The sequence below is a fragment of the Corynebacterium marinum DSM 44953 genome (genome assembly GCF_000835165.1).
GTDB classification, from domain to species: Bacteria; Actinomycetota; Actinomycetes; order Mycobacteriales; family Mycobacteriaceae; genus Corynebacterium; species Corynebacterium marinum.
On record NZ_CP007790.1, the window covers coordinates 303,761 to 322,071 of the forward strand.

General features: G+C 68.5%; 20 protein-coding genes. 16 read left to right on the forward strand and 4 right to left on the reverse strand.

Annotated features, from left to right (window positions below):
• Positions 1–5: 5 nt before the first annotated feature.
• Together B840_RS13660 and B840_RS01440 are read right to left on the reverse strand one after the other, a co-directional pair.
• Complete coding sequence (locus tag B840_RS13660) at positions 6–176, reverse strand: hypothetical protein (RefSeq protein WP_169745257.1); 171 nt, start codon at positions 174–176, stop codon at positions 6–8.
• Positions 177–301: 125 nt separating this feature from the next.
• On the reverse strand, positions 302–2,008 hold the full coding sequence (locus B840_RS01440; RefSeq protein WP_042620646.1) for a long-chain-fatty-acid--CoA ligase: 1,707 nt from the start codon (positions 2,006–2,008) through the stop codon (positions 302–304).
• 69 nt (positions 2,009–2,077) lie between these two features.
• Between B840_RS01440 and mshA the strand changes: the two genes are divergently transcribed.
• From mshA to B840_RS01460, 4 genes are all read left to right on the forward strand, one after another.
• Positions 2,078–3,352: a D-inositol-3-phosphate glycosyltransferase gene (gene mshA / locus B840_RS01445; RefSeq protein ID WP_042620647.1), complete on the forward strand. Its 1,275-nt coding sequence runs from the start codon at positions 2,078–2,080 to the stop codon at positions 3,350–3,352.
• A 63-nt stretch (positions 3,353–3,415) separates the two neighbouring features.
• A complete protein-coding gene (locus B840_RS01450) occupies positions 3,416–4,162 on the forward strand; it encodes a phosphoglyceromutase (RefSeq protein ID WP_042620648.1) in 747 nt (248 codons plus the stop codon).
• Between the two features lie 10 nt (positions 4,163–4,172).
• Positions 4,173–5,426, forward strand: coding sequence for a sensor histidine kinase (locus B840_RS01455; protein WP_042620649.1), 1,254 nt, complete (start codon positions 4,173–4,175; stop codon positions 5,424–5,426).
• Positions 5,423–6,115 carry a response regulator transcription factor gene (locus tag B840_RS01460; protein WP_042620650.1) on the forward strand — a complete coding sequence of 231 codons (693 nt, stop codon included), beginning with the start codon at positions 5,423–5,425 and terminating at the stop codon, positions 6,113–6,115. Before B840_RS01455 ends, B840_RS01460 begins: the two co-directional genes overlap by 4 nt.
• On the opposite strand, the gene B840_RS01465 is transcribed toward B840_RS01460, so the two are convergent.
• Complete coding sequence (locus tag B840_RS01465) at positions 6,097–6,987, reverse strand: DUF3109 family protein (RefSeq protein ID WP_042620651.1); 891 nt, start codon at positions 6,985–6,987, stop codon at positions 6,097–6,099. The two genes, B840_RS01460 and B840_RS01465, sit on opposite strands and share 19 nt — an antisense overlap.
• Positions 6,988–7,021: 34 nt before the next feature.
• Between B840_RS01465 and B840_RS01470 the strand changes: the two genes are divergently transcribed.
• The 5 genes from B840_RS01470 to B840_RS13015 all read left to right on the forward strand — a co-directional run bounded on the left by B840_RS01470 (position 7,022) and on the right by B840_RS13015 (position 10,274).
• Positions 7,022–7,978 carry a Ppx/GppA family phosphatase gene (locus tag B840_RS01470; RefSeq protein ID WP_084602702.1) on the forward strand — a complete coding sequence of 319 codons (957 nt, stop codon included), beginning with the start codon at positions 7,022–7,024 and terminating at the stop codon, positions 7,976–7,978.
• Positions 7,975–8,802, forward strand: coding sequence for a hypothetical protein (locus tag B840_RS01475; RefSeq protein ID WP_042620653.1), 828 nt, complete (start codon positions 7,975–7,977; stop codon positions 8,800–8,802). The genes B840_RS01470 and B840_RS01475 overlap by 4 nt, the downstream gene beginning before the upstream one ends.
• A 26-nt stretch (positions 8,803–8,828) precedes the next feature.
• Complete coding sequence (proC, locus tag B840_RS01480; protein WP_042620654.1) at positions 8,829–9,644, forward strand: pyrroline-5-carboxylate reductase; 816 nt, start codon at positions 8,829–8,831, stop codon at positions 9,642–9,644.
• A gap of 135 nt (positions 9,645–9,779) precedes the next feature.
• Positions 9,780–9,971 (forward strand): helix-turn-helix domain-containing protein, encoded by a 192-nt coding sequence (locus B840_RS01485; RefSeq protein WP_042620655.1) that lies wholly within the window; start codon positions 9,780–9,782, stop codon positions 9,969–9,971.
• Between the two features lie 201 nt (positions 9,972–10,172).
• Positions 10,173–10,274, forward strand: a complete 102-nt coding sequence (locus B840_RS13015; protein ID WP_003855542.1) for a 30S ribosomal protein bS22 — start codon at positions 10,173–10,175, stop codon at positions 10,272–10,274.
• Positions 10,275–10,376: 102 nt separating this feature from the next.
• On the opposite strand, the gene B840_RS01490 is transcribed toward B840_RS13015, so the two are convergent.
• Entirely contained in the window at positions 10,377–11,435 is a 1,059-nt protein-coding gene (locus B840_RS01490; protein WP_188656854.1) for an HAD-IB family hydrolase, read from the reverse strand.
• Positions 11,436–11,538: 103 nt separating this feature from the next.
• On the opposite strand from B840_RS01490, the gene B840_RS01495 reads away from it, so the two are divergent.
• From B840_RS01495 to B840_RS01525, 7 genes are all read left to right on the forward strand, one after another.
• Positions 11,539–11,775, forward strand: coding sequence for a glutaredoxin family protein (locus B840_RS01495; protein WP_042620657.1), 237 nt, complete (start codon positions 11,539–11,541; stop codon positions 11,773–11,775).
• A gap of 135 nt (positions 11,776–11,910) precedes the next feature.
• Positions 11,911–13,242, forward strand: coding sequence for a glutamyl-tRNA reductase (locus B840_RS01500; RefSeq protein WP_042622428.1), 1,332 nt, complete (start codon positions 11,911–11,913; stop codon positions 13,240–13,242).
• A 19-nt stretch (positions 13,243–13,261) separates the two neighbouring features.
• On the forward strand, positions 13,262–14,167 hold the full coding sequence (gene hemC, locus B840_RS01505) for a hydroxymethylbilane synthase (RefSeq protein WP_042620658.1): 906 nt from the start codon (positions 13,262–13,264) through the stop codon (positions 14,165–14,167).
• Between the two features lie 13 nt (positions 14,168–14,180).
• Positions 14,181–14,552, forward strand: coding sequence for a hypothetical protein (locus tag B840_RS01510; protein WP_042620659.1), 372 nt, complete (start codon positions 14,181–14,183; stop codon positions 14,550–14,552).
• Positions 14,553–14,778: 226 nt separating this feature from the next.
• Complete coding sequence (locus B840_RS01515; RefSeq protein ID WP_042620660.1) at positions 14,779–16,458, forward strand: uroporphyrinogen-III synthase; 1,680 nt, start codon at positions 14,779–14,781, stop codon at positions 16,456–16,458.
• 273 nt (positions 16,459–16,731) lie between these two features.
• Positions 16,732–17,733, forward strand: a complete 1,002-nt coding sequence (gene hemB / locus B840_RS01520) for a porphobilinogen synthase (protein ID WP_268236860.1) — start codon at positions 16,732–16,734, stop codon at positions 17,731–17,733.
• Positions 17,730–18,305, forward strand: a complete 576-nt coding sequence (locus tag B840_RS01525; protein WP_052491042.1) for a hypothetical protein — start codon at positions 17,730–17,732, stop codon at positions 18,303–18,305. The genes hemB and B840_RS01525 overlap by 4 nt, the downstream gene beginning before the upstream one ends.
• Positions 18,306–18,311: the final 6 nt, after the last annotated feature.

Consider the following 18,311-nt stretch of genomic DNA (forward strand, 5'->3'; position numbering starts at 1 on the left):
GTTTCCTATCGGTTGAAGAGGCCGGAGAACAGGCCCGGCTTCGATGCGGTGTCCGCGGACTTGTCGCAGGTGCACCACTGGTTGGCGGGGACGCTGGCCTTGACCTGGTCGACGTGCTGGCCGCAGCCTGCCCAGGTGGTTTTGTTGCAGGTGGGGCACTTGACGGGGTAGCACATGGATTCTCCTGGAGGGGTTTGAGGGGGAGGTTTTCTCTGCCGACCAATATACCCCTAGGGGTATGTGTCCGCGCAAGTCCAACGTCTCCTCCCGGGCGTTTTCCCTGCTCAGGACTTCTGGGACTCTACCGGTCGAGCAGGCGGATCAGATCCTCCTGCACCTCCCGGCGTCGGATCTTGCCCAGCTGGTCGCGGGCGAGATCCTCGAAGTGGTAGAAGGTGCGCGGCACCTTGTACCGGGTCAGCCGCTCGCGCGCGAAGTCCTTCAGTCCCTCCGGATCCAGCGCCGCGCCCTCGCGCAGCGTCACGCAGGCCACGACGTCCTCCGAGCCGTCCTCCCGCGGGAGGCCCACCACCGCCAGGTCGACGATGTCCGGGTGGTCACGCATGGCCTCCTCGACCTCGGCGGGATAGACGTTGAAGCCGCCGGTGATGATGACCTCCTTGATGCGCGCCACCAGGCGGATGAAGCCGTCCTCCTCCATGACACCGATGTCGCCGGTGCGGTACCAGCCGTCGTGGAAGCTGCTCTCGGTGGCCTCCGGCTGGTTGAGGTAACCCGGGAACACCTGCGGCCCGCGGACGAGGATCTCGCCCTCGGTGCCGTCCGGCTGGGTGGCGTCGAGATCGTCCGGGTCGGCGATGCGCACCTCGGTGTCGGGGAAGGGGATGCCGACGTACCCGGGGCGCCGCTTCCCGTTCATCGGGTTGCCCACGATGACCGGAGAGGTCTCGGTCAGGCCGTAACCCTCGACGAGCCGGCCGCCCGTGGCGCGCTCCCACTTGTCCACCGTGGCCACCGGCAGGGTGGCGGCGCCGCAGAAGGCGTTGCGGATGCCGGAGATGTCGATGTTGTCCTTCTCCGCAGCCTCGACGATCTTTTCGTAGAGGGTGGGCACGCCCGGCAACCAGGTGGGGGTGTGCTTCTTGATGACGTCCATGATCAGCGGGATCCGGGGCGCCGGCAGCAGCACCATTTCGCCGCCGATGTACACCGAGAGGGTGCCCACCATCGTCAGCCCGTAGGCGTGGAACATCGGCAGGGCGGCGAGCATCCGTTCGTCCTGCTCACCGAGGCCCGGCACCCAGCTCTTGCCCTGGATCATGTTGGCGAAGAGGTTGCCGTGGGTCAGCTGCGCCCCCTTCGGCGCGCCGGTGGTGCCGGAGGTGTAGAGGATCAGCGCGATGGAATCCTTGGTCACCGAGGGGTCGGAGACGATGTCGGCGCCCTCGCCCCCGAGAGCGGAACCCAGGAGCACCTCCCACGGCACGGTGTTAGGGGCGGGCGAGGACAGGGCGTCCCGCTGCTCCCGGATCTTCTTGACCGGCAGCCGTAGCGCGAGCTGCTTGACCTTCGGCATCGCCTCGACCATGTTCACGGAGATGATCGTCTCCAGGGCGCTGGAGTCGCGCAGCTTCTCGAGCGTGGGGGCCGCCTTGTCCCAGGTGATGGCCACCCGCGCCCCGTGGTCGGCGAAAGGTCCGGCCAGCTCGTGGGCGGTGTAGAGCGGGTTGTGCTCCACGACGGTCGCCCCCAGCTTGAGCACCGCGTAGAAGGCGGCGATGTGCTGCGGGCAGTTCGGCAGGATGATGGCGACCTTGTCACCGGGGCGGACACCGAAGGCGCGCAGCCCGGCGGCGGCGCGGCGGACCTGGCGGTCGAGATCCCCGTAGGTCTGCGAACGGCCGAAGAACCAGGTGGCCGACTTCTCGGCGTTGATGGCGAGGTTGTTGTCGTAAACGTCGAGCAGAGTCGTGTCGTCGTAATCGAGGGAATGGGGTGTCCACTCCGGATAGTGCTGCAGCCAGGCTTTGCTCTCGAATGCCGACATCAGTGCGCCTTCCAGTCAGGTTGCGTGGTGACGCCCAGTATAACGACGCCGCCACCTACTATTGGGGGCATGCGCGTCGCGATGATCTCCATGCACACCTCCCCGCTCCAGCAGCCGGGCTCCGGCGACGCAGGCGGCATGAACGTCTACGTCCTCAACACCGCGCGGCAGCTGGCCCGGCAAGGGGTGGAGGTGGACATCTTCACCCGGGCCACCCGGCCCAGCCAGGGTGAGGTGGTGGCCGTCGAACCCGGGCTGCGGGTGGTCAATATCGTCGCCGGACCCTACGACGGACTGGAGAAGGAGACCCTGCCGACGCAGCTGGCGGCCTTCGCCGGCGGCGTCGTGCAGTTCCGCCGCTGCAACGACGTGGACTACGACCTCATCCACTCCCACTACTGGCTCTCCGGCCAGGTCGGATGGCTGTTGCGGGACCTCTGGGAGGTGCCGCTGGTGCACACGGCCCACACCCTGGCGGCGGTGAAGAACGCCCACCGCAGCGCCGACGACTCCCCCGAGTCGGAGGCGCGGCGCATCTGCGAGCAGCAGCTGGTGGACAACGCGGACTTCCTCGTGGTCAACACCCCGGAGGAGACGAACGACCTCATCGACCACTACGACGCAGACCCGGACCGCATCGTCGTGGTCTCCCCGGGCACCGACGTCGAGATGTTCACCCCGGGCACCGACCGGAACACGGAACGCTCCCGCCGCCTGCTGGGCATCCCCCTCGACGCGGAGCTGGTGGCGTTCGTCGGCAGGCTCCAGCAGTTCAAGGGACCCCAGGTGCTCATCCGGGCGACGGCTGAACTGCTCCGCCGCGACCCCGGCCGCAAGCTGCGCGTGATCATCTGCGGCGGAGCGTCGGGTGCGGCGGCCACCGAGCGGCAGTACATGGCCCTGGCGGAGGAGCTGGGCGTGTCGCGCCGGGTGAGGTTCCTCGATCCGCGCCCGCCGGAGGAGCTGGTGACGATCTACCAGGCCGCCGACCTCGTGGCCGTGCCCAGCTACAACGAATCCTTCGGCCTGGTCGCCATGGAGGCGCAGGCCTGCGGCACGCCCGTCATCGCGGCACGCGTCGGCGGTCTCCCGGTCGCCGTCGCCGAGGGGGAGACGGGTCTGCTTGTCGACGGGCACGACACCAACGACTGGGCGGACGCCATCGAACAGCTTCTCGACGATGACGACACCCGCCTGCGGATGGCGGGGGAGGCCGTCGCGCACGCGGCGAACTTCTCGTGGTCCGCCTCGGCTTCCCAGTTGGCGTCGGTGTACTCCGAGGCACTGAGCATCGACGTGGACGAATGCCCGCCCCGCCGGGAGCGTGCGGACGGGCAGCGCTGAGACGCGCGCGGCGACGGCGGGGGATTCCCGGCGCTACCGGCGCGGACGTGGCATATTGGAAACATGACCAACGGAAAACTCATTCTCCTTCGCCACGGGCAGAGCCAGTGGAACAAGTCCAACCAGTTCACCGGCTGGGTGGACGTCGACCTCACCGAGCAGGGCGAGGCCGAGGCCGCCCGCGGCGGTGAGATGCTCAAGGAGGCCGGCATTCTGCCGGATGTCCTCTACACCTCGCTGCTGCGCCGTGCGATCCGCACCGCCAACCTGGCGCTCGACGCCGCTGACCGGCACTGGATCCCGGTGATCCGCGACTGGCGCCTCAACGAGCGCCACTACGGTGCGCTGCAGGGCCTGAACAAGGCGGAGACCAAGGACAAGTACGGCGACGAGCAGTTCATGGCCTGGCGCCGTTCCTACGACACCCCGCCGCCGGAGCTGGCCGATGACGCCGAGTACTCGCAGTCCGACGACGTGCGTTACGCCGGCCTCGACACCATCCCGCGCACCGAGTGCCTGCTGGACGTGGTCACCCGCCTCATCCCGTACTTCGAGGAGGAGATCCTGCCGCGCGTCAAGAACGGCGAGAACGTCCTGGTCGCCGCGCACGGCAACTCCCTGCGCGCGCTGGTCAAGCACCTCGACAACATCTCCGACGAGGACATCGCCGCGCTGAACATCCCGACCGGCATCCCCCTGGTCTACGAGATCTCCGCGGACGGCACCGTGGTCAACCCCGGCGGCACCTACCTCGACCCTGAGGCCGCTGCCGCGGGCGCCGCCGCTGTCGCCGCCCAGGGCGGCAAGTAGCCTGTAACGCGTGTCCCCTGTTCTCGCGTTTCTGTTGGGCGTCGCCGTCGCCGGCGTCGCCCTTCCGGCGTTGAGCTGGGCGCGCAAGCGGATCATCCGCCACCGCTCCTCGGCGACGCTCGAGGACAACCAGGTCACCACCGTCGGCCAGGTCCTGCACCTGGCGATCCAGGGTTCGCCCACCGGCATCACCGTCCTCGACCAGAGCGGTGAGGTGATCCTGTCCAACGCCCGCGCCCACGAGATGGCGCTGGTCCACGACCGCTCCGTCAACGACGAGGTGCGGAAGGTCGCCGCCGAGGTTTTCGTGGACAAGGAATCCCGCTCCCTGGACCTGTCCATGCCCAAGCGGCGCACGGGTAACCGGGTGTCGTCGGTGCGGGCGCTGATCAAACCGCTCACGCTCGTCGACGACCGTTTCGTCATCGTCTACGGCACCGACGAGAGCGAGAACGTGCGCATGGAGTCCGCCCGCCGCGACTTCGTGGCCAATGTCTCCCACGAACTGAAGACCCCCGTCGGCGGAATGGCGTTGCTGGCAGAGGCGCTCATGGAGGCGGTGGACGACCCCGAGCATGTCCAGTACTTCGGCCAGCGCCTCCACAAGGAGGCCCACCGCATGGCGGACATGATCAACGAGCTCATCTCCCTGTCGAAGCTGCAGGGGGCGGAGCCTCTCCCGGAGATGGAGCCGGTCTCCGTCGACGACATCATCGCCGAGGCGTTCTCCCGCAACCAGCTCGCCGCGGACAACGCGGAGATCACCCTCACCAAGGGGGCGGATTCGGGCGTCATCGTCATGGGCGACAGATCTCTGCTCGTCACGGCTGTGTCGAACCTCATCTCCAACGCGATCAACTACTCTCCGCATTCCGTGCCGGTGTCGGTCACCCAGAAGATCACCAGCGACGACGTCGTGCTCATCCGCGTCACCGACCGGGGCATTGGCATCTCGCCGGAGGATCAGAAGCGCGTCTTCGAACGGTTCTTCCGCGTGGACAAGGCACGGTCGAGGTCAACCGGCGGCACCGGGCTGGGGCTGGCCATCGTGAAACACGTGGTGGCCAACCACGGCGGTAACATCAAGTTGTGGTCCCGCCCCGGCACCGGGTCAACCTTCACCATCGAACTACCGATCTATCATCCGGAATCAGCGCCCGCCGCTATTCCCCCAGCCGGACAGGACGAAGAGGCAACGTCCACCGGACCCCTGCGTCAGGCCGTGTCCCGGGTGGCGACACGTCGAAAGGATAAAGCATCATGACGACCATTCTCATCGTGGAGGACGAGGAGTCCCTCGCGGATCCGTTGGCCTTCCTGCTGCGTAAAGAGGGTTTTGATGTGATCGTCGCCGGCGACGGCCCGACCGCTCTGGTTGAGTTCGCGAAGAACGACATCGACATCGTCCTGCTCGACCTCATGCTTCCCGGCATGTCCGGGACGGACGTGTGCAAGCAGCTGCGCACCACCTCGAGCGTGCCGGTCATCATGGTCACCGCCCGTGACTCGGAGATCGACAAGGTCGTCGGGCTGGAGCTCGGCGCGGACGACTACGTGACCAAGCCCTATTCCTCCCGCGAGCTCATCGCGCGTATCCGGGCGGTCCTGCGCCGCGGGGCCGACAACGACGCCGTGGCCGAGGAGATGGACGACCGGGTGCTGGAGGGCGGCCGCGTCCGCATGGACGTCGAGCGCCACACCGTCACCGTCGACGGGGAGCCGGTGCCGATGCCGCTCAAGGAGTTCGATCTGCTGGAGTATCTGCTGCGCAACTCGGGCAGGGTCCTCACCCGTGGCCAGCTCATCGACCGGATCTGGGGCGCCGACTACGTCGGCGACACCAAGACCCTCGACGTCCACGTCAAGCGGCTGCGCTCCAAGATCGAGGAGGAGCCGTCGCGCCCGAAGCAGCTGGTCACCGTCCGGGGTCTGGGCTACAAGTTCGAGGCCTGAGCCCGGCTCGCCGGGTGCGGCGCCGCGCTGCCGACGACGGCGCGGCGCCGGCAGTGGTCCGCGAGCACCTCGTATGAGGGCGCGCCCATCAGCGCCGTGAGTTCCTGTTTCATGGACGCCCACACCGGGTCTGGGTGGGTGTGGCAGGAACTCGAGCTGGAGCACCACCAGTCGAAGTCCTCCCCGCCGCTGCCCCAGGCGCGGCGGTCGTACTCGCCGATGGTGGTGCGCAGGATCTCCTGCCCGTCGGTCCGGTCCTCGTAGTCCTCGTAGCGGCGCAGGGGAACCTGCCAGCACACCTCGGGCTTCTCGACGGTCAGATCCCGGCCCTCCGCCACCGCCCACTGGTGGATGGCGCACCCGGTTCCCGTTCCCCACCCTTCCCGGTTGGCGAAGATGCAGGCACCTCCGACGGTCTTCGTCTTGAGGGAGGGCTCCGGTTCCCCGTCATCCTCGTCGAGTTCGCCCCATTCCAACCAGGGCTCGAGGTCGATGGCCTCGCCGCTGGCGAGGTGCTCGTCCACCCCCTTTGGGCGGTGCTGCCAGTACTTGGCGGGCATCTCGGCGACGGCGTTGTACAACTGATCCCGATCCGTTTCGTCGGCGAGGTACGCGCCGTGGACGCAGCAGCCGATGTCCGTCTGCTGGGAGTCGATTCCCTGGCACGTGTCGGTGCCGAAATGGCAGGTCCAGTGCGATTCGATCCATGTCAGATCGACGCTGAAGAGGTGCAGCGGGTCCTCCGGGTTAATGAACTCGAACCATTCCCGGGGAAAGTCGGGGGCCTCTTCACCCCCGGCCAGGATCTGCTTGCCGGCGGGGGAGGTCTCGGGGAAACCCAGAAAAACCTGGGTGGAACGTGGGCGATTCACACTTCCCCACGCTAGACCGTCTAACCTGATGGGTGTGCGACTAGGTGTATTGGACGTGGGCAGTAACACTGTCCACATGGTGGCGGTAGACGCCCGTAACGGTGGACATCCGACCCCGATGAGCGACTGGAAGACGAGCCTGCGGCTCGTCGAACTCATCGACGGTGACGGTGCCATCGACGACAAGGGGATCAAACGCCTCGCCAAGGCGGTCGCCGAGGCGGCTGACCTGGCGAACACCCTCGGCTGCAAAGAGATCATGCCCTTCGCCACCTCCGCGGTGCGTTCGGCCACGAACTCGCAGGATGTCCTCAACGCCGTGGAGAAGGAGACCGGCGTCCGCCTCGAGGTGCTCTCCGGTGAGGACGAGGCCCGCCTCACCTTTCTCGCCGTCCGGCGTTGGTACGGCTGGTCCGCCGGACGCGTCACCAACCTGGACATCGGCGGCGGTTCACTGGAACTGTCGACCGGATCCGACGAAACCCCCGACGTGGCGATCTCGCTCGACCTCGGCGCCGGCAGACTCACCCACCAGTGGTTCGACACCGATCCGCCGGAACGCAAGAAGGTCAACCTTCTGCGCGACTACATCGACGCCGAGCTCGTGGGGCCCGCCCGCCAGATGCGCGCCTACGGCGCCGCCGGGATCGCGGTGGGCACGTCGAAGACCTTCCGCACCCTCGCGCGACTCACCGGCGCCGCACCCAGTGCCGAAGGCCCCTACGTCAAGCGCACCCTGACCGCACCAGGTCTGCGCCAGCTCATCGCCTTCATCTCCCGCATGACGGCCGCCGACCGCGCCGAGCTCGAAGGCATCAGCTCCGACCGCTCGCACCAGATCGTCGCGGGCGCCCTCGTGGCGGAGGCCAGCATGCGTGCCCTCGGCCTGGAGCAGATCGAGATCTGCCCCTGGGCCCTGCGCGAGGGCGTCATTCTCCGGCGCATCGATAAGGGTCTCGACGAGATCCCCCAGGAAAGGAAGCGACCATGAGCGATAAACAGCTGACCGTCGCGGAGTTGCTCGCGCGTGCCGGCCGGGACGACAAGGAGGGGGAGGCGCCCCGCCGCCGCCGTCGCAGCCTCGATGAGGGGGGCATCTCCGTCGCTGAGCTCACCGGTTCCATCCCGGCGGTCAAGGAAAAACCGGTCGAGTCGAAACACTCCTCCGTGCCCATCGACGGCCCGGAGCCGGAGAAGCCCGCGCCGACCGGGCCCGCCGAGACCACGAAGCCCGAGGCTAAGAAGCCCGAGGCTAAGAAGCCCGAGGCTAAGAAGCCCGAGACCACGAAGCCGACGGCCGTTAAGCCCGCGGCAACCGCGTCCGCGGAGGCCAAGAAGCCCGCGGGGGCAACAAAACCCGCGGGTCCCAAGACTGAGGCGATCAAGCCCGCCGAAAAGACACCGGCCACGGATGAGACGGTCGTGTTCGGCAAGGTCGACACCGGTCTTCCGCTGACGCCGGAGCAGACCGGTGAGATTGCGGTGGTCGACGACGTGGAGGAACACGGCGTCGAGAAGCAGGGGCATGACGAGGCGGAGGACCTTTCCGGGGTGGAGGAGCGGACCTCGGTCACCGGGGTGGTCCTCCTCACCATCATCGGCGTGGTGCTCGGCGTCGTGGTGTTCAAGGGCTTCGAGATGCTGTGGGAGAACTTCTCCCGCCCGATCGTGGCTGTTCTGGCGGTCCTCGTCACGGCAGGCATGGTGGGCGTGGTTAAGGCGTTGCGCACTTCGAACGACGGGCTGTCGATGTTCATGGCGGGCCTGGTCGGCCTGGTGATGACGTTCGGCCCCCTGGCGGTCGTGCTGATTTAACCGCCGTTTGTGGCACTCTGGGGTGCATGACAAAAATTGTGGTGCTCGGAGGTGGCAAGATCGGCGAGGCGCTGATCTCGGGCCTCGTCAATTCAGGAACTGACCCCCAGTCGATCACGGTGACCAACCGCCGCCCGGAGCGCGGCGAGGAACTCCGTGAGCGCTACGGGGTTCGTGACCTCACCGACAACCGGCAGGCCGCGGAGGACGCCGACGTGGTGTTCCTGTGCGTGAAGCCGTACATGATCCTCGATGCGGTGGCGGAGATCAGCCCGGCCGTCGAGGAGAACGACGTCGCGACGGTCCTGGTGTCCATGGCTGCGGGGGTGCCGCTGGGGGCGATGGAGGACGCAGTAATCGCCGGAACGCCGGTCGTGAGGGTCATGCCCAACACCCCGATGCTCGTCGGCCGCGGCATGAACGCCATTGCTGTGGGGCGCTTCGTCACCCCGGAGCAGCTCGCCGACGTCACCGAGCTGCTGTCCTCCGTGGGCGAGGTCCTGCCCGTCGCGGAGTCGGACATGGACGCGGTCACCGCCCTCGCCGGTTCCTCCCCGGCCTACTTCTTCCTTGTGGCGGAGGCGCTCATTGACGCCGGGGTGTCCCTCGGTCTCACCCGCCCGGTGGCTGAGAAGCTCGTGACCACGTCCGCAGCCGGTGCGGGGGCCATGCTCTCCGAGTCCGGACAGGACCCGGCGACCCTGCGGGCCAATGTTTCCTCCCCGGCGGGCACCACCGTGGCGGCCCTTCGTGAACTGGAAGTGTCCGGTCTGCGCGCGGCCTTCTTCCGTGCCACGGAAGCCTGCGCGAAGCGCTCCGCGGAGCTCGGCGAGCTCCGGTAGGGGGACAGTCGGGGAATTTATGGCGACTAGGTCGCAACTGTCACATGTTTCACGCTAAGCTGGTTCAAGCACGTGCGTGTCCGATCTGCGGGAGGGGAAGCCTGCAGCGCGCCACCTGCCGAAGGGTTGATGAATATGGCTAATGCAGACAAGGGTACTTTTCTGACGGTCGCTGAGGTCGCAGACATCATGCGGGTCTCGAAGATGACCGTGTACCGGCTGGTCCACTCCGGTGACCTGCCGGCCGTTCGGGTGGGCCGGTCTTTCCGGGTCCACGAGAAGGCGGTCAACGACTATCTCGACGCGTCGTACTACGACGTCGGATAAGTTCCCCCTCCGCCTGCGGCGTCCGTCACCCTCCCCGAGGGACGGGCGCCGCAGGCCTTTTTTTGGATGACCGGATATGCGCCGGTATGATGGATCCCATTCGTGCCGACGGTCCGGACGCGCTGCCAGCGCAGTCGAGAGTGCACCTCGAGGTAAGTCGGCAGGTTACGTACGTACTCACTCACTATCTGAGGAGACCCCATGGGTTCAGTCATTAAGAAGCGCCGCAAGCGCATGTCCAAGAAGAAGCACCGCAAGATGCTGCGACGCACCCGAGTTCAGCGTCGTAAACTCGGCAAGTAAATCTTCCTGCACGCCGCTGGCCGCCGGTTCTCTCCCCTTCGGGGGAGGCCGGCGGCCTTCGGCGTTCCCGGGGCCGGGCCATAAGCCGGGACCGGGCAGAGGCTACTCCTGGACCTGGTTGCGGCGGAAGACTCGCCAGCTGCCCAGGCTCGCAGCAGCGGTTGCCAGGGCGGGCAGGCCCCACGTGCGCACCGCGCGGCGGACACTGCGGTAGTCGCGCACCTGCCAGCCCCGCTGGGCGGCCTCCCGGCGCAGCTTCTTGTCCGGGTTGATCGCCACCGCGGTGCCCACCATGGACAGCATGGGCACGTCGTTGATGGAGTCGGAGTACGCGGTGCACCGGGCGAGGTCGAGCTGCTCGATGGCGGCGAGTGCCGCGACGGAGTGCTTCTTGCCCGGCCCGTGCAGGATGTCGCCGACGAGCCGGCCGGTGAATCGTCCGTCCTTCACCTCGGCGACGGTGCCCAGTGCGCCGGTGAACCCGAAGCGTTCCGCCAGGATCTGCGCCAGCTGCACCGGCGTGGCGGAGACCAGCCACACCTGGTGGCCGGCGTTGAGGTGCATGCGCGCCAGCTCCCGGGTGGCGGGCCAGGCCTTGTCGATCATGGAGGAGTCGACGATCTCCTCGCACAGCTCCACCAGCTCGGCGACGCTCTTGCCTTTGATGAACTCCAGCGCCTGGTTACGTCCCTGCGCGACGTCGGCGGCGTTCTCGGAACCGGTGACGCGGAACTTGATCTGCTTCCAGGCGATGGGCAGGATCTCGGAGACCCGGAAGTACTTCTTCCGGAACAGTCCGATGGCGAACACGACGAGGGAGGACCCCTGGATGAGGGTGTTGTCCACGTCGAAGAAGGCGGCGGCCCCGACGTCCTGGGGGATGTCGGGGTCGGGGATGCTGAGGTGGAAACCGCCGGCCGCCTCGATGGAGCCGCTGACCGAGTCGACGCCGGAGGAGAAGGCGTCGAGTTCGATTCCGAAGGTCTCCTGCACGGCGGCGGCTGCGGCGGCCTCGCCTGCGGTGCGCTGGGACTCCTCGTTGATGGGCGGAAGCGCGCGATCCTCCAGGAAGCGGCGGAGGTTGCCCCGGGTGGCGCTCCAGCTGGCGAGAAACTCCTGGGGCGTGCCGGGGAACAGGGGATCGTCGGGGGAGTGGCTCACTGCGCGTTCCGGGCCTTCCTGTGTGCGGGGTGGATGGGGCGGTATCGTGTCCATCGTAAGCGCGACACGGGCGGAGTGCCCGGGGTGAAGGAGACTGGTGGGTATGGCTGAGACGGTGGAGCTGATGGTCCGGGCGGCGTGCGGCTCGTGCGCCCGCGTGGAGCGTCAGATCGTGCCGGTCGTCGAGGCCGCCGGCCTGGAGCTCGACGTGGTCGACGTGGACCATGATCCGGCCCTGGCGGTCGAGTTCGGGGACCGGGTGCCGGTCGTCGTCGTCGACGGCGAGGAGTTCGCCTGCTGGGAGGTCGACGACGCGGAGTTGGCGGCCGCCCTGGCCTGACCGGGTGGGTCGGATGGGGCTTTCCCGCGCCCCGGGGGTATCCTTTTGTATGATCCGCCCCGCGGGCGCCTGCACGGAGCTCTCCCGGGGCCTGCCAGTCCATTGTCCGTGCAGCGGAAAGCGGTGAAGGAAAACGTGAGTGTGCTCGTCGTGGGAATGTCGCACCGGTCGGCACCGGTGGCGTTGCTCGAGCGGCTGAGCATGGACGAGACCGTCCGGCACGACACGACCTCGCAGCTCGTCGAACGTCCCTCGCTCAGTGAGGCGATGATCGTCTCCACGTGCAACCGGCTGGAGATCTACTCCGTCACCAACTCCTTCCACTCCGGTGTGCAGGACGTGGTGGAGGTGTTGCACGAGATGTCCGACGTCGACGTCGACACCCTGCGGGGGTACCTCTACGTCCGGTACGCCGACGCGGCCGCCGAGCACATGATGGTCGTGGCCTCCGGCCTGGACTCCATGGTGGTCGGCGAGCAGCAGATCATCGGTCAGGTGCGCACCGCCTACCAGGAGGCCACGGAGAAGGGCACGGTCGGGCCGGCCCTGCACCGCCTGGCGCAGACCGCCCTGCACACCGGGAAGCGGGTGCACTCCGAAACCGACATCGACGACGCCGGAGCGTCGATGGTGTCCGTCGCCGTCGACGAAGCCCTGGAAAACCTCCAGATCGACAACCTGGAGGGGCGGACCGCGCTGGTGCTCGGAGCTGGGGCGATGGCTTCGCTGGCGGCGACCCACCTGGGCCGGTTGGGCGTGGCCAAGCTCGTCATCGCCAACCGGACGCGCGAGCGGGCGGAACGCCTGGCGGAGCATTCCCGCGAAGCCGGCGTCGCGGCGGAGGTGGTCGATTTCGACGACCGCGCGTCCGCGCTGGCGTGCGTCGACCTCGCCGTGTCCGCCACCGGCGCCGACGAATTCACCATCACCCCCGCCGACATCCCCGAGCAGCGCCGACGCGACCTCATGCTCGTCGACCTGTCCATGCCGCGCGACATCGACGACGCGGTGGTCCAGTTCGACGGTGTGAACCTGGTCAACATCGAACGCCTCCACCAGACGATCTCCGGCCGCGGCGACAAGGCGACCGGCCACAGCAAGGCGCTGGCGATCGTGGCGCAGCAGCTGCAGGAGTACACCTCGGAGCAGCGGGTCCGAGACGTGGTTCCGGCGGTCTCGGCGCTGCGCCGGCACGCGGCGGAACTCGTCGACATCGAGCTCGAAAGGTTGCGGGGGAGGACCCCGGCCATCGGCGACCCCGACTTCGAAGAGGTCACCCGCACAGTCCGCCGTGTCGTGGACAAGCTCCTCCATGAGCCGACCGTGCGGGTGAAGAAGCTCGCCGCCGAATCGGGCGTCGTCTCCTACGAGTCGGCGCTCCAGGAGCTGTTCGGGTTGTCCACGGACGGTCCGGCGGTCGCCGTCGCCGTCGCGGACCTGCCCGAGGGCCAGCTCACCACCAAATAACCCACAAGGAGTTTTTTCCGTGACCCTGAAGATCGGCACCCGCCGCTCCAACCTCGCGACCACCCAGTCCGGGCACATGCGTGACGCCCTCATCGCGGCTGGCCACGATGCCGAGCTGCACCTGGTGACCACCGCCGGCGACGTGAACATGGCGCCCGTCGAGCGCATCGGCGTCGGCGTCTTCACCCAGGCGCTGCGCGAGGCCCTGGAGGCCGGCGAGTGCGACATCGCGGTGCACTCCTTCAAGGATCTGCCCACGGCCCCCGACGAGCGTTTCCACCTCGTCGTGCCCGTTCGCGCCGACGCCCGCGAGGCGCTCATCGCGCGCGACGGCCTCACCCTGGACGGACTCCCGCAGGGCGCCCGGGTGGGCACCTCAGCCCCGCGGCGCATCTCCCAGCTCAAGGCGGTCCGGCCGGACCTGGACATCCGTCCTCTGCGGGGCAACATCGAGACCCGGATGGGCAAGGTCACCGAAGGTGAGCTCGACGCCGTCGTGCTGGCCTACGCGGGCCTGTCCCGCGTCGACCTCGGCCACCGCGCCACCGAGGTCTTCGACCCGTCCGTGATCCTCCCCGCGCCCGCGCAGGGCGCACTGGCCATCGAGTGCCGGGCGGACGACGAGGCGGCGCGCGCGGCCGTCGACAAGCTTCTCGACGCCGCCGCCTTCACCTGCGCCCGCGCCGAGCGCATCGTCCTCAACCGCCTCGAGGCGGGCTGCACCGCGCCCGTCGCCTCCCACTCGACCATCGACGCCGACGGGACCATCCACCTCACCGCCGGCGTCTACGCCCTCGACGGTTCCGCACAGCTGGTCTACACCGGCTCCGGCACCGACCCGGTGGCCGTGGGCGAGGCGGCGGCCGCGGACCTGCTGGGGCGCGGAGCGGCCGACCTCATCGCCAAGGAGCGCCCGGGCGTATAGACTCTCCAGAACCATGGCTGTTCTGAAGATCACCGACCGGCAGGTCACCGTCGCGCTCGACTGGTGGGAGAAGCTCGCGGCCCGGCGCTCGCACCTGACCATCCCGACCCGCGTGATCACGGGCGTCTCCGTCGTCGGTGACGCCTGCGGCACGGCCCGTTCCGTGCCCGCGGGCAAGCGCGCCCCCGGCACCCGTATCCCCGGCCTCATCAGCACCGGCACGTTCACGGCGGCCGACGGGACCGGGTCCAGCACCTTCTCGGTCTGCCACGGCAAGGGCCCGGGCATCGTCCTGGAGCTGAAGTCCGCCACCGTGAACCGCATCATCATCTCCACCCCCAACGCGGAGGATTACGCCCGCGAACTGTCCACCCTCGTGGGCTGATTCTCCCCCGTGGCGCACCGGCCCGCGGAGGCCCCGACAGCGCCCGTGACGGGGCTGACGGGCGCCGGTCGCGGAAACGGGCTTTTCGTATTCCGGGCTTCCTAAATTAAGGTGTGAATACCACACTGTGCGCACCCCTGAGCGATATGGCCCCCTTTAGCCCCGCGGAGGGGCGTGCATCCGTGTCAAGACCTGTTGTGAATCGTCCACACTAGAAAAGATTTGTATGAGCATGGTCCCTCAGACCTCCCAGCCGGGAATGGTCGTCTTCGTCGGCGCAGGCCCCGGCAACCCCGATCTGCTGACCGTCCGTGCCCGCGAGGTGCTCGCTGCCACATCCATTGCTGTGACAGACCCGGGCGTGCTCAGCGGCGTGCGCGAGGTGGTGGCCTCCGCGCTGCCGGTCCCGCAGGAGCGCATCGACGCCGCCGAAGCCGAGTACGAGCGCATCTGCGCCGAAGCGAAGGAGGCCGGCGCCCGCCGTCGTCCACCCCGCCCGGCCGCGCCGACCGCCGCCGACATCCGCGACGTGGTCTCCCTCAAGCCCGCGGACGTCGTCGCGCAACTGCGTGAGGCGCTCGACGAGGCCGACGGCGACGTCGTCCGGCTGGTGTCGGGCAACCCGCTGACCCGGGATGCGACGATGGCGGAGATCGCCGCCGTCGCGGCCGCCGGCCTGGAGTTCCAGATCGTGCCGGGCATGTCCCTGCCGTCGACGGTCCCGTCCTTCGCGGGCATCGGACTGGGCTCCACCTTCACGGAGACCGACGTCACCAACAACAATGTGGACTGGGATCAGCTGGCCAGCGCTCCGCAGCCGCTGGTGCTGCAGGCCACCGCCGATGATCTGGCCACCATCGCCGCCGAGCTCACCTCCCGGGGCATGGGCGCGGACACCCCCGTGTACGTCACCGTCAACGGCACGACCCGCCTGCAGCGCACCCACGACGCCACCCTGGGGACCCTGGGCCGGCTGGATGCGGAACTGCCCGGCCAGCTCGTGATCACCCTGGGCAAGGGCGTCGACGACCGCACCAAGTACTCCTGGTGGGAGAACCGCCCGCTCTACGGATGGCGTGTGCTGGTCCCGCGGACGAAGGAGCAGGCGGCGTCGATGAGCGCGCGCCTGTCCGGCTACGGCGCGATCCCGCATTCCGTGCCGACGATCTCCGTCGAGCCGCCCCGCAACCCCGCCCAGATGGAACGCGCCATCAAGGGCATCGTGGAGGGCCGCTACCAGTGGGTCGTGTTCACCTCCGTCAACGCCGTGTCCGCCGTGTGGGAGAAGATCGTCGAGTTCGGCCTCGACGCCCGCTCCTTCGCTGGCGTCCGCCTGGCCGCCGTGGGCACGAAGACCGCCCAGGCGGTCCGCGACCTGGGCATGACTCCTGAGCTGCTGCCCGAGGTGACCAAGCAGAATGCCGCCGGTCTGGTCGAGGTGTTCCCCGACTACCTCGAGGACCTCGACCCGGTGGGCCGTGTGCTGCTGCCACGGGCGGACATCGCCACCGACGTCCTCGTCGACGGCCTCGTCGAACGGGGTTGGGAGGTCGACGACGTCGTCGCCTACCGCACCGTCCGCGCCGCGCCGCCCTCCGCGGAGATCCGCGAGATGATCAAGTCAGGCGGTTTCGACGCCGTCTGCTTCACCTCCTCCTCGACGGTGAAGAACCTCGTGGGCATCGCCGGCAAGCCGCACCAGCGCACCATCATCGCCTGCATCGGCCCCATGACCGCGGCCACCGCCCGGGAGATGGGGCTGCGTGTCGACGTCGTCCCGGAGATCGCCGAGGTCCCCGACCTGGTCGACGCCCTCGCCGAACACGTCGCGGGTCTGCGCGCTGCGGGCCAGCTCCCGCCGCCGCGCAAGAAGCGCCGCGCCCGCCGCAAGGCGGCGGGGGAGTAGCAGCGCCGCGGCAGGGGCACGGTGAGGCCCTCGCGCCGGACCGGGCGGAGGCCCGGAAAACTGACCGGCCTCCGCGTCGTCGTCCCCCTGCGACCTGCGTTTACCGAAAACAGGTGCGCCCGCGCCCCGCCGCATTTTCCGGCACCCCGTCCCTTCCTCCGCGCAGGCCCGCCTCGGCCACCGCTCGCCGGTGCCTATGATGGCGGGAAACATCATCCATCTCCGTCCCCGGAAGGACCAGCACCCGCTGTGACTGACCAGTCGACCCCGTATGTGCCCGTGCCCACCCGCCGCCCCCGCCGCCTGCGGTCCAGCCCGGCGATGCGGGAGCTCGTGTCCGAGACCGTCCTGCGCCCGGCCGACCTGATCCTGCCGATGTTCATCGCCGACGGCATCGACGCGCCACGCGAGATCTCCTCGATGCCCGGCGTGCACCAGCACACCCTGGATTCGCTCAAACGCGCCGCCCATGAGGCTCTCGAGGCAGGCGTGCGCTGCGTCGACCTGTTCGGCGTGCCCCGCGACGAGGACAAGGACGCGGAAGGCACCCCCTCCTGCAACCCGGACGGAGTGCTCAACCACGCCCTGGCGGCCATGCGGGAGGAGTTCGGCGACGACCTGCTGATCATGGCGGACACCTGCCTGGACGAGTTCACCGACCACGGGCACTGCGGAGTGGTCCGCCAGGACCGGTGGGGCCGGGCGGTCGTCGACAACGACGCGACGCTCGAGCTCTACCAGCAGATGTCGGTGGCGCAGGCCGACGCCGGCGCGCACATCATCTCCCCCTCGGGGATGATGGACGGGCAGATCCTGGCCATCCGCGAGGCCCTCGACGCCGCCGGCCACGAGGACGTGTCCATCATGGCGTACTCCGCGAAGTACGCCTCCGCGTTCTACGGCCCCTTCCGGGAGGCCGTCGGTTCGTCCCTGGAGGGCGACCGCCGCACCTACCAGCAGGACCCCGCGAACGTTCGGGAGTCTCTCCTGGAGGCGGAGCTCGACGTCGAGGAGGGCGCCGACTTCATCATGGTCAAGCCCGCCATGCCCTACCTCGACGTTCTGCGCGCCGTCGCCGAAGCCTCCCCGGTGCCGGTGGCCGCGTACCAGGTCTCCGGTGAATACGCGATGCTCCAGGCGGCCGCGCGCAACGGCTGGCTCGACCTGGAGGCCGTGATGATGGAGTCGTTGACCTCGATCAAGAGGGCCGGCGCGAACCAGATCCTCACCTACTTCGCCACCGACGCCGCCCGGGTGCTGAACAACCGCCGATGACTGACACTGCCCCGGACACCCGGACCGCCGCACCAGACAACGGCAGACCCGAGACCATCCGCCTGATGCTGCTGCTGTTCGCGGTGGCCGTCGGCGGGGAGATCCTCCATCAGATCCTCAGCGTCACCATCGGCCTGATGGACCCGTCCGCGCTGTTGTCCGCCGCCAAGGACGCCCTGTCCGAGGATCAGGCCGCGGAGCTCAGCGAGGGGGCGGTGACCACCTCGGTCTATACGTCGATCGTCCTCGCCGGCGCTCTGGGCGTGGCGATCATGGGTCTGCTGGCGTTCATGCTGGTACTGATCAACCGCCGGTCCCGCCACGCCGGCTTGGCCCGCCGGATGCTGCTGGTATTCGGCTTCTACTTCGGGTTCCGCACCCTGCTGCTGTTCGTGGCCGCCCCCGGCGGCAACGACGTCCCGGTGGCGATGTACCTCCTGGACGGCGGCGTGCAGATCATCGTCGGCGTCGCCGCGGTCCTGGGCCTGATCTTCTCCTTCCGGCCCGAGACCCTCAAGTGGACCCGCGAAATCGACGACTCAGGCCATCGGACCGACCCCCGACGAAAGTGAGCAGCC

Bases quoted from the DNA above. Each gene is read 5' to 3' on its own strand.
- B840_RS13660 (WP_169745257.1), bottom strand. From the start codon at position 176: ATGTGCTACCCCGTCAAGTGCCCCACCTGCAACAAAACCACCTGGGCA.
- B840_RS01440 (WP_042620646.1), bottom strand. From the start codon at position 2,008: ATGTCGGCATTCGAGAGCAAAGCCTGGCTGCAGCACTATCCGGAGTGG.
- mshA (WP_042620647.1), top strand. From the start codon at position 2,078: ATGCGCGTCGCGATGATCTCCATGCACACCTCCCCGCTCCAGCAGCCG.
- B840_RS01450 (WP_042620648.1), top strand. From the start codon at position 3,416: ATGACCAACGGAAAACTCATTCTCCTTCGCCACGGGCAGAGCCAGTGG.
- B840_RS01460 (WP_042620650.1), top strand. From the start codon at position 5,423: ATGACGACCATTCTCATCGTGGAGGACGAGGAGTCCCTCGCGGATCCG.
- B840_RS01475 (WP_042620653.1), top strand. From the start codon at position 7,975: ATGAGCGATAAACAGCTGACCGTCGCGGAGTTGCTCGCGCGTGCCGGC.
- proC (WP_042620654.1), top strand. From the start codon at position 8,829: ATGACAAAAATTGTGGTGCTCGGAGGTGGCAAGATCGGCGAGGCGCTG.
- B840_RS01485 (WP_042620655.1), top strand. From the start codon at position 9,780: ATGGCTAATGCAGACAAGGGTACTTTTCTGACGGTCGCTGAGGTCGCA.
- B840_RS13015 (WP_003855542.1), top strand. From the start codon at position 10,173: ATGGGTTCAGTCATTAAGAAGCGCCGCAAGCGCATGTCCAAGAAGAAG.
- B840_RS01495 (WP_042620657.1), top strand. From the start codon at position 11,539: ATGGCTGAGACGGTGGAGCTGATGGTCCGGGCGGCGTGCGGCTCGTGC.
- B840_RS01510 (WP_042620659.1), top strand. From the start codon at position 14,181: ATGGCTGTTCTGAAGATCACCGACCGGCAGGTCACCGTCGCGCTCGAC.
- B840_RS01515 (WP_042620660.1), top strand. From the start codon at position 14,779: ATGAGCATGGTCCCTCAGACCTCCCAGCCGGGAATGGTCGTCTTCGTC.
- B840_RS01525 (WP_052491042.1), top strand. From the start codon at position 17,730: ATGACTGACACTGCCCCGGACACCCGGACCGCCGCACCAGACAACGGC.